Here is an 11105-nt window from a genome sequence, read left to right on the forward strand (position 1 = left end):
GCCGAAGGCTGCGATCTTTTGATCTTGTTTTTTAAAATCAAAAGATCGCAGCCTTCGGCAGCTCCTACAGGGGATCATGGCGTTCAGGCCTTGCTGGGAATCCCGTACTTGCGCAATCGATGGGCGATGGCGGTGTGGGAGGTTTGCAGGCGGGTGGCCAGTTGGCGGGTCGAGGGGTAGCTGACGTAGAGTTTTTCCAGCAGGGTTTTCTCGAATTCGTCCATGGCCTGTTCCAGGCTATCGACATCGTGGTCGCCCTGGCGAGCAACCGAAGTGCCGGCGATGTCGAGGTCGCCGATGTCCACCAGGCTGCTTTCGCAGATCGCCGCGGCGCGGAAGATCACGTTTTGCAGTTGCCGAACGTTGCCCGGCCAGCGGTTGCCGAGCAGGGCCGGGTAAGTGCCCGGCGCCAGGCGACAGACCGGGCGCTGGATTTGTGCGCAGGCCTGCTGCATGAAGTAGCGCGCCAGCAACAGGATGTCCTGGCCGCGTTCGCGCAGCGGCGGGACTTCGACATTGAGCACGTTGAGGCGATAGAACAGGTCTTCGCGGAACTGGCCTTCACTGACCATTTTTTCCAGGTCGCGGTGGGTCGCACTGAGTATCCGCACGTTGACCTTGACCTCGCGATCACCACCCACGCGACGGAAGCTGCCATCGTTGAGGAAACGCAGCAATTTGGCCTGCAAGTACGGCGACATCTCGCCGATCTCGTCGAGAAAAACCGTGCCCTGGTTCGCCAGTTCCATCAGCCCCGGTTTGCCGCCCCGTTGTGCGCCGGTAAAGGCTCCGGGGGCGTAGCCAAACAGCTCGCTTTCGGCGAGGTTCTCCGGCAAAGCCGCGCAGTTCAACGCCAGAAACGGTGAGTTGTGCCGCGTACTGATCGCGTGGCAGGCCCGGGCGACCAGTTCCTTGCCGGTCCCGGTTTCGCCCTGGATCAACAGCGGTGCATCAAGGGCCGCCACCCGTTGCGCGCGAACCTTGAGTGTGCGAATCACCGGCGACTCGCCCAACAGTGAATCGAAACCTTCGGCGTGATCATGGTGCAGCGCAGACAGACGCTCGCCGATGCGATTGGGTTGATACAGGGTCAGCAGGGCGCCGGCATCGGTGATCGGTGTGGCGTCCAGCAACAGGGTCTGGCCGTTGACGGTAATTTCTCGCAGCGGCAAACGAAAGCCATGTTCGAGCAAGGCATCGAGTAAGGCCGGATCGCCAAACAGCTCGGCGATGCTTTCACCGGCCGGTTCGCGACCGTACAGGGCGATCAGCGCCGGGTTGGCCAGCAACACCTTGCCGGCGCTGTCCAGTGCCAGGACCGGGTCGGTCATGGCCGCGAGTAATGCGTCGAGCTGCAAGTGACGGCGCTGGCCGGGAAGAATGTCGACCACCGTCACCGCCTGCACGCCGCGCACGCTGAACAGCGCATCACGCAACTCTTCGAGGACTTGCGGGCTCAGGGTCGGGGCGTCGATGTAGACGTTGGGCGGGACCATTTCCACCGCATCCAGATTGAGATTGCGCCCACCGAGCAGTGCCAGGACTTCCTGGGTGATGCCGACGCGGTCGATGAAGCTGACGTGGATACGCATGGGGCGCTTTCGGGTTCTGGATTGCGAAGGGTGGCAATTATGCCTTGGGGCGGGCTAATGGTGAAATGTTGCGCGGCCTTCAAAACAGCGATGATCCCCTGTGGGAGCGGGTCGGTCACAGAATCTACGATCAACCGAAAACATTGTGGGAGCTAGCCTGCTAGCGATGGCGGCGGCACATTCGACATCTTCTTTGGATGTGCAGGCCCTATCGCTAGCAGGCTAGCTCCCACAGGGGTCTGCTTTGCGACAGATTTAACCTAACCCCAGTGAGACCTAAGCAAATCAGTTGGCGCGTTTGTCGTCACCCTGTTCGCCAGCGGCATGCAGTCCGCGATCATCACCGACTTCCCCGGCACGATGCACGCCGTGGTCATCGCCGACTTCCCCCGAGCGATGCACGCCGTTGTCATCACCAACTTCCCCCGAGCGATGCACGCCGTTGTCATCACCGACTTCCCCCGAGCGATGCACGCCATGGTCGTCACCGGGTTCGGAGTGTGTGCCGCTGCGTCCGGAGCTGGACGAGGCGGTGTTGCCAGAATGATCTGACGAACGGCCGCCGCTGCTATCTCCACTACCACCGCTGCCACCGCCACTGCCGCCGCCGTGACCACCGCCGTTGCCGCCACCACCACCACTGCCGCCGCCGTGACCACCGCCACCACCACCGCTGCCACCGCCACCGCCACCGCCGTGGCCTCCGCCACCGCCGCCTCCGCCGCCACCATGCCCACCACCCTCTTTAGCCTGAGCACTCGATACCCCGGACAGGCTGTCCGGGATCAATACGGTAGACGCCGACAAAACCGCGCCAATAGCTACTGCCAGTAAAAGCTTGTTGATGTGCATGTCGTTCTCCGTCTTGTAAATCGGGTTGGAACGTTGATGAACAGCGCAACTTGCTGCCTGATTCAGTCGGCAAACACATCTGCGTCCGGTTTTATTCAGTCGCCACGCAGAAAAAAATTTGCACCGGGCAGCGGACCCTGTTCCGGGGGTCAATGAATGCTTGAGGCCAGCTCGAAAATCGGGATGTACATCAGGATCACGATGACCCCGATCAGCAAGCCAATGAAGGTCATGAGCAACGGTTCGAACAACCGCACGAACCATTCGATCCAGCGGCTGATTTCTTCGTCATAGAAGTCGGCACTGCGCTCCATCATTTGTCCGAGGTTGCCGGACTGTTCGCCGGCGCGCAGCAGACGCAGGGATACCGGAGTCACCAGGTGATTGAGCTCCAGCGCAGCCGATAGTGATTGCCCCTCGCGCACCCGTTCGCAGGCCTGGTCCAGGCGAACGCGGGAGGCGGGCGTCAGCAGGTTGCGCACCATGCCCATGGCGGTGACGAGAGGAATGCCGCCTTGCAGCAGAATTCCCAGGGAACGGTAGAAACGCGCCAGTTCGTACATGAAGATGCGCTGGTGCACCGCAGGGAGTTTTTCGATCAGGCGATCCACCCCTCGGCGGAAGGACGGCTGACGCTGGAGCAGGGCGAGGGTCACGATCATGGCCATGAAGGCGCCGAAGAATTCGCCCTGATGGGCGTGCAGGAACATGCCGCTGCTCATCAGGATCTGCGACAACCACGGCAGGTTCGACCCCAACCCTTCGAACACCAGGCTGAAACGCGGCACCACATAACCCATCAGGAACAACACCACGCCGCCGCCCACCACCAGCAACAGCATGGGGTAGATCGAGGCGCTGACGATCTTCTGCCGGACCTCGTCCATGCGCTGGCGATAGCTGACATAGCGGCCCAGGGCATCGCCCACGGCGCCGGTCTTCTCACTGGACTGCACCAGCGCCACGTACAGGGGCGGGAAAACCGCCGACAACTGACCCAGGGCTTGGGAGAACGACTTTCCTTCATAAAGCAGGCGCACCAGCTCGCTCAAGGTTTTGCGGGCCTGGGGCGCGCTTTCCTTTTCCGCCAGGCTTTCCAGCGCATCGATCAACGGCAGGCCAGCATTGAGCAGGGTGGTCAGTTCCTGGCTGAACAACACCAGATTGAAGGTCTCGCGCTTGGCGAGGCGCATCGCCCGCCAATGCCGCTCGGCGTGCAGGCTGACCACCCGCAGGCCCTGGTCTTCGGCAATGCGCCGCGCTTCGCTGTGGCCCGGTGCTTCGACGGTCATTGAAACCACACCGGCCTTGCCTACCGCTTTGAGGTGAAAACGCATGGTCGCCATGTCCGTCACTGCCAACTGGTGACTTCGGCGTTTTCGCCTTCGCCGCCGGGCTGACCGTCCTTGCCCAGCGACAACAGGTCGTACTCGCCATTTTCGCCGGGGTAGCGGTAGGTGTAGTTACGGCCCCATGGGTCCTGCGGCAGCTTTTTCTGCAAGTAAGGGCCGGTCCAGTGGGCTTCGTCGCTCGGCGCGGTGACCAGTGCCTGCAAACCCTGTTCGGTCGACGGGTAGTGGCCGACCTCCAGGCGATACAGATCCAGGGCCTTGCCCAGGCCTTCTATTTGCGCCTTGGCCACTTTCACTTCGGAACGGCCCAGTTGCGCGAAGTACTTCGGCGCCACGATACCGGCCAACAGCCCCAGCACCACCAGCACCACCAACAGTTCAAGCAATGTGAACCCGCGCTGGGCACGGCAAGAATTACGCAGACGCTGTTTCATGATGACCTCACACAGTCGGCAGAAGGGTCGCAAGGAACGTACATGCAATTGCCATGCACATGACTGGTGAGGGTTTTGCCATCCCCCTGCAACCCCCGTCATACGGCCTCTCGCACTTTCGGCACAGTGCTTGCGTATGGCTCATAAACCACCGGCCATTGGGGCATTACCCCCATTTTTCGGGTCCGGGCAGGGGAGACATAACAATGAAAATTCTCACCACAGGACTGCTTGGTCTGACGCTGCTGGCCAGCGCCGCACAGGCCGATGTGTTCGTTTCCGTGGACGCCAAGGGCAACTTCGTCCTGTCCAACGTCCACCGTCCGGGCCGCCACTATGAACGGGTCATTCGTGAGGTCCCGGCAGTGGCGGTCAACCTCGACCAGCAGCCGCAAATGATTGCTGCGCGACCTTACGCAGAGATCGTGGCCAAGGCGGCCACGGACAATGAGTTGCCGGCAGCATTGCTGCATGCCGTGATCCAGGCTGAGTCCCGCTACAACCCCAGCGCTGTATCGCCCAAGGGCGCTGGTGGCCTGATGCAGTTGATGCCCGACACCGCCCGCGAGCTGGGGGTGAAAAACGTCTATGACCCCAAGGCCAACATTCAGGGCGGCGCCCGCTACCTCAAACGCCTGATGACGATGTTCGACAACGACATGGCCTTGGCCGTGGCCGCCTACAACGCGGGGCCGCAGGCCGTGCTCAGCCGTGGGGGCGTCATTCCGCCGTTCGCCGAAACCCAGCGTTATGTGCCCAACGTCCTGAACCAGTACCGGCGTTTGCAGGGGCTGGCGGCGGATGCCCCGTTGTGATCGGACGCCCCGGGCGGTTTTCCCCAACATTGGGGGAGGGTGGCCCCGGCAAAAAAGTGGGGGAAAAGTGGGGAATATCCCCCGACGTGTGAAGTGCTGATTGTAAGGCATTGAAAAACAACAATATTTATTATGGCATGCAGATTGCTCAAAGGGTTTGACGAGAATTATTCCCTGTGAGCGCCCACAGCGAGGCCCGTGATCATGACCGGCATTTTCCATGTTCCATCCGTTCTCCCCTGGCTTGTATTAGCCGCATCGGTGCTCGGCATCGAATTCGCCGAAGCCTCTGCACGCTGTGAGCGCAACCTGGTGGCTAACGTCGTGGCGCTGGACCAGCCGCTGATGTTCAACCGCCTCGGTGCGCAGAACGTAAACGGCATGATGTATGCCCTGCGCCGGGATGTGGTCGACGATCATGATGTCTCGCTGGCGCAAGGTGGCGCGGCGGTGCCAGGCAAGGTTTCGCTGCGCGCCGACAAGCGTCCGCGTCCGCTGGCACTACGGGTCGCTGCCGGCGACTGCCTGACCGTCAATTTGCAGAACCTGCTGGCGTACCAGGCCAACCCGGGTTCCCACGAGGATGGCGCAGCGGGAGAAGGCGTCGAAGTTCCAGCTGGCAACACCGATCAATACAAGGTCGACGAGCAGGTCGCTGACCGCCATGTCGGCTTCCAGGTCAACGGCCTGCAGGCGGTCAACAGCATCGATGACATCTCGTCGTTCACCGGGCGCAACGCCAACACCCTGGTCGCCCCCGGCGCCAGCCGCTCCTATACCTTGTACGCCGAGCGCGAAGGGGTCTTTGCCGTCAGTAGCCGTGGCGCGACCTTTGGTGGGGAAGGTGCGGCCGGCAACGTCGCCAACGGTTTGTTTGGCCTGGTGGCGGTGGTGCCCAAGGGCGGTCGCACCTATCGCAACACCGTAACCGAAGAAGAAATGCGTCTGGCCACCACCGGGCGCACCCCGGCGGGCCAGCCAATCGTCGATTACCAGGCACGCTACCCGCAACGCGAGCCGTGGATCCGCGAAGGCAAAGCCGGCACACCGATCATCAACATGGTCGACGGCAACGAAATCATCTCCAGCGAGAGCGATGCCATCGTAATGGGCAGCTATGCCGACGGCAGCTTCCCGCCATCGACTTATCCGCTGGAAGCCGTGGGGAAACGCAACCCGGCCATTCCCAATCGTCTGGAACCGTTCCGCGATTTCGCTTCGCAATTCCAGGATGAAACCGCTGCAACCCAAGCCTTCCCGGCCTACTGGGCTGACCCGGTCATGGCCCACGTGCTGGAGCCGACCCGCGATTCGTTCATGATCAACTACGGCTCAGGCGGCATGGGCGCCGAGGTGGTCGCCAATCGCCTGGGCGTCGGGCCGATGCACGATTGCCTGTCGTGCGCCTACGAAGAATTTTTCCTGAGCTCCCACACCGTCGGTGACGTGGCGATGCTGGTGGACGTACCTGCCAACGCAGGCCTGGAAGGCATCACCCCTGGCCAGACGCCGAGGGCCGATCAGATCGGGGTCAAGGCGACTATGGCGCTGTATCCGTCCGAGCCTTCCAACGTCAACCACAGCTACATCGGTGACTTCGTAAAATTCCGCAACACCCACAACGGCCATGAGCAGCACATCTTCCACTTGCACGGGCATCAGTGGCTGTTCAACCCCAATGACGACAACTCCGACTACGTCGATGCCCAGGGCATCGGGCCGGGTGCCGGTTACACCTATGAAATCGCCAACGGTGGCTCGGGCAACCGTAACCGGGTAGCGGGCGATGCGATCTATCACTGCCACTTCTACCCGCACTTCGCCCAAGGCATGTGGGCCATGTGGCGGGTGCACGATGTGTTTGAAGAAGGCACCAAACTTGAAGTTTCGCAACAGGGCAACGACGGCTACCACAGCGAACCCTATGCCCTGCGCAGCGGCAAACCGGCCGCAGGCGCACGGGCCTTGCCCGATGGCGAAATCGTCGCCGGTACACCGATCCCGGCCGTGGTACCGCTGCCTGGCAAAGCCATGCCGCCGATGCCTGGCAAAGTCGCCGTTATACCGAAACTCGGCCAAACCCTGATGGCCGCCAATGACGATGAAGAAGACGATGACGACGTCGAACACCATGGCGGTAATGCGCAGGCCATCGGTTCCCTCGCATTGGTCGATCGCAGCGAAGCCAACCGCAATGCCGACGGCACCCTGAAAAACCCTGGCTATCCATTCTGGATTGGCGGCATGGAAAGTTCGGTCGGCCAACGTCCACCGACTCCACCGCTGGACATGCTCGATGCGGACACCGCGAGGAACTTGAAAGCCACGGGCAAAGCCCTGTGGGCCAACCTCGACCCTAATCAATCCGGTGGCTGGGACGGTGGCCTGGGACGTCATTCCCTGGACGGTTTCTCCGCTGGCGGTGAAGCTCAGACGGTGACCACCTCCCTGGATTTCTCCAAGGAAGTAAAACGCGCCAAGCCGCTGTACCTGCCGGAAGAGGGCACCGAAGTTGAGCAAGCGGCCATGGCCTTCCATGCCAAGAAAGACCACCCAAGCTATGCCTTGCTGCCAGGCAACCAGATCGTGGCGCGTAACTTCCGCACCAACGGCGCCTTGCCGATCGCAGGTGCCCCGTACTACGAACCCTGCATGGATGACCGGCAAAAACGCCTGACCAGCAGCGCCGGCACCGGTGAATTCGCCAGTGGCGAGCGGGTCGACGGCATGTCCTTTACTGGTTCCTCGACCTTCACTGCCGACCGCCCACGGATCTACAAGGCGGCGAATATCCAGTTCGACGCGGTGTACAACAAGGTCGGCTACCACTTCCCGCAAGCGCGCATCCTGGCGCTGTGGGAAGACGCTTGGCCGGTGATCACCAAGCAGCGTCCGCCAGAGCCTCTGGTGATGCGCATGAACACCTTCGACTGCGTGCAGTACCAGCAAACCAACCTGGTACCGGCCACCTATGAAATGGACGACTATCAAGTGCGCACGCCGACCGACGTGATCGGCCAGCACATTCACCTGCCCAAATGGGACCTGACGTCGGCCGACGGCTCGGCCAACGGCTGGAACTACGAAGACGGCGTGCTTTCCCCTGGCGCGGTGCAAGAGCGCATTCACGCCATCCGCGAGTACAACCAATGCGAAGGCACCGACCCGCGCGACGGCACTCCGGCATGTCCAAAAGCCAAGCTCCACCCGTACTTCGGTCAGTTCGGCCGGGCAGATTGGGTCGGGGCGCGGACGGCCATGCAGCGCTGGTTCGTCGACCCTGTGGTCAATACCAAAGGTGTCGACCGTGGCCTGGGCACCATCTTCACCCATGACCACCTCGGCCCATCGACCCACCAACAGATTGGCCTGTACGCCACCGTCCTGGCTGAACCGGCCGGTTCCACCTGGTTCCATGCCGAGACCGGCGAGCAGCTCTACAGCGGCGCGCGTCAGGACGGCGGGCCTACTTCATGGCAAGCGGTGATTTCCACCGGTGACCTGGACGGCGACGGCAAGAACGACAGCTTCCGTGAGTTCTTCCTTGAGTACAGCGACTTCCAGCACGCCTATGAAGCGGGTGTGTACGTGGGCGCAGGTCCTAACGGCGTGCCAAACCCGCAAGCCTTCCCGGCCACCGCGGACAGCTTCCGCTACGCCATCAACCCACCGGTGCGCAATAACGCCAGCTCGCTGTTGGAGGGTGCTCTCGAAGTCCAGGGCGGGATGGTTCCTGGCTGCCCAACCCGGCCATGCCCACAGGCAATCTCGGTGGATGACCCTGGCATGTTCGTGGTCAATTACCGCAACGAGCCGCTGGCCCTGCGGGTGTATGACCCGAACAAGGTCGGCCCGGATGGCAAGCGCGGTATGCAGGCCGATGGCATGGGCGGCGACCTGGCGTACGCCATGCAAAGCCGTACCGACCGTGCAATCCCGGCGATGAACCTGGCGCCAAACCTGATCACCTCGGCCACCGGCCCAACCGGCGGCACCACGCTGTTCCCGCCACACATCAACAAAGGCGGCGCGGAGGCGGGTGACCCGTTCACCCCGATGCTGCGTACCTACACCGGCGATAACGTGCGCCTGCGGGTGCACGCCGGCGGTCACGAAGAGGAGCACAACGTCACGCTGCACGGCGTGAAATGGCTGCAAAGCGGTTCCGGTTTCGGCAACAGCACCAACTCCGGCTGGCGCGCGTCGCAGATGATCGGGATCTCCGAGCAGATGGGCTTCATTGCACCGGTCTCGATGCTGTCCAGTTCGGCGGCCACCACGGGTGACTACCTGTACTCCATGGACGCTTCGATCGAGGGCTACTGGAGCGGGATCTGGGGTGTGATGCGCAACTACACCGCGCAACGCAACGACCTGTTCGCCTTGCCGAACAATGCCAAACCGACCGGTATGCGTAACACCGTGGCATTCGATGGTGTTTGCCCACGGATCGGCGCCAACCCCAATGGCATCGGGACTCGTCCGACCGTGCAACGCAACTACGAAGTGGTCGCGGCGCTGGCCAACGACATCCTGACCAATCCGCTGGGCCTGACCATCGGTGACCCGGCAGGGCTCGGGCAACACGTGGGCGGACCGCTCAATCCGGCGGGCGGCACCCTGGTGTTCAACTCGCGGACGGTGAGCATTCCACAGGTCACCGTGACCGACCCTGAGGACGGTGAAACCGTCACCATCGGTGGTCAGAGCGGGCCGCTGCATGACCCGACCGCGATCCTGTATGTACGCAAGGCCGACCTCGACCCAACCACCGGCAAGCTCAAACCCGGTGTGCCTGTCGAACCGCTGGTACTGCGCGCAGCGGCCGGTGATTGCATCAACATCACCCTGGAGAACCGTCTGCCAAGCGTGATGCCGGACCTGACCCAGACCGCGGTCATGCACGGCATGGTCAAGCGCGACCGCAATACGGGCACCGGTTCGACCACCTTCAGCAACAACCTGATGCGGCCTTCGAGCCATGTGGGTCTGCACGCACAATTGCTGGCGTACGACATCACCAAATCCGACGGCACCAACGTCGGCACCAACCCGACCCAGACCGTGCCGCCACGGGTCGGCAACACTGGCGCCTACCCAAGCCGTACCTATCAGTACTACGCCGGCCACCTGGAGCGTGAGGGCAAACCGATCACCCAACTGGGGCGCAACGTCGACAACATCAACGCCACGGCGGTCGAGTTCGGCGGCTTGAACTTCACCCCTGCGGACGTAATCAAGCAGGGGCAAAAAGGCCTGGCGGCGGCGATGAGCATCGTGCCGGCAGGGGCTACCTGGGTTGAGGATGCGCGCAAGGCCAATGCGACCGTGACTGCGCCGGGGCAAACCAGCTACCGCGACTTTGCGATGGTCTGGCAGAAAGCGTTGAACATGCGTTGGGCCAATGGTCGGCCGGTGGAAGGAATTGCCGCGGAAGGTTTCGGCGTGCCGACCGATCCGCAGGACAACTCCAGTATGGCCATCAACTACAAGTCCGAACCGCTGTGGTATCGCTTCGGCCTGGCGCCGGATGCACCGTTCGGCCATGCCCAGGGCGCAGGTTACGGCGACATGGTCAACGCGCACATGGCCTACAGCAACGCGTTGGTGGGGGGCGATCCGCAGACGCCGGTGCTGTACGCCAAGCCGGGGCAGCCGTTCCGTACCCACATCCTGATGCCAACGGGCGGCAGTCGCGGCACCACCTTCCAGCTTGACGGGCACGTCTGGTCGACCAACCCGTTCCTGTCGGAGAAGAGCGATACCGGTGGCTACCCAATGAGTGCACCAGGCGTGGGGTCGGTGAAGTTCGGCTACAACCCGATGTCGATGTACATCGGCGCCCACGAAAGCGTACTGCCGGCGGCGCACTTCAGCTTCATGATGCCGAGCGCCGGGGGGATCAATGCGATACCGGGGGATTACCTGTACCGAGACTACGGCGCCTATGGCAACACCTCCGGGTTGTGGGGATTGCTGCGGGTGACCAACGAACCGGAACCGGCGCCAGTGCCCTAAGGGGGGCGGGCAGGGAGGGCTCACCACCCTCCCTGTGGGAGC

Annotated in this window: 6 protein-coding genes; 2 read left to right on the forward strand and 4 right to left on the reverse strand. The window is 62.4% G+C overall.

The genetic code is table 11. The features are described 5' to 3' along the window. Positions 1-83 precede the first annotated feature (83 nt). From ACRESJ_RS02620 to gspG, 4 genes are all read right to left on the reverse strand, one after another. Positions 84-1592, reverse strand: a complete 1509-nt coding sequence (locus ACRESJ_RS02620) for a sigma-54-dependent transcriptional regulator (protein WP_431756505.1) — start codon at positions 1590-1592, stop codon at positions 84-86. 285 nt (positions 1593-1877) lie between these two features. Then, entirely contained in the window at positions 1878-2444 is a 567-nt protein-coding gene (locus ACRESJ_RS02625; RefSeq protein WP_431756506.1) for a hypothetical protein, read from the reverse strand. A gap of 149 nt (positions 2445-2593) precedes the next feature. Continuing rightward, on the reverse strand, positions 2594-3781 hold the full coding sequence (locus tag ACRESJ_RS02630) for a type II secretion system F family protein (protein ID WP_431756507.1): 1188 nt from the start codon (positions 3779-3781) through the stop codon (positions 2594-2596). Positions 3782-3795: 14 nt separating this feature from the next. Beyond that, on the reverse strand, positions 3796-4230 hold the full coding sequence (gene gspG, locus ACRESJ_RS02635) for a type II secretion system major pseudopilin GspG (protein WP_431756508.1): 435 nt from the start codon (positions 4228-4230) through the stop codon (positions 3796-3798). 206 nt (positions 4231-4436) lie between these two features. On the opposite strand from gspG, the gene ACRESJ_RS02640 reads away from it, so the two are divergent. Together ACRESJ_RS02640 and mnxG are read left to right on the forward strand one after the other, a co-directional pair. Further along, positions 4437-5045: a lytic transglycosylase domain-containing protein gene (locus tag ACRESJ_RS02640; protein ID WP_431756509.1), complete on the forward strand. Its 609-nt coding sequence runs from the start codon at positions 4437-4439 to the stop codon at positions 5043-5045. A 204-nt stretch (positions 5046-5249) separates the two neighbouring features. Further along, positions 5250-11063, forward strand: a complete 5814-nt coding sequence (gene mnxG, locus ACRESJ_RS02645; RefSeq protein WP_431756510.1) for a manganese-oxidizing multicopper oxidase MnxG — start codon at positions 5250-5252, stop codon at positions 11061-11063. The last annotated feature ends 42 nt before the right edge of the window (positions 11064-11105 follow it).

The sequence above is a fragment of the Pseudomonas sp. genome, from assembly GCF_050739655.1.
Taxonomy (GTDB): domain Bacteria; phylum Pseudomonadota; class Gammaproteobacteria; order Pseudomonadales; family Pseudomonadaceae; genus Aquipseudomonas.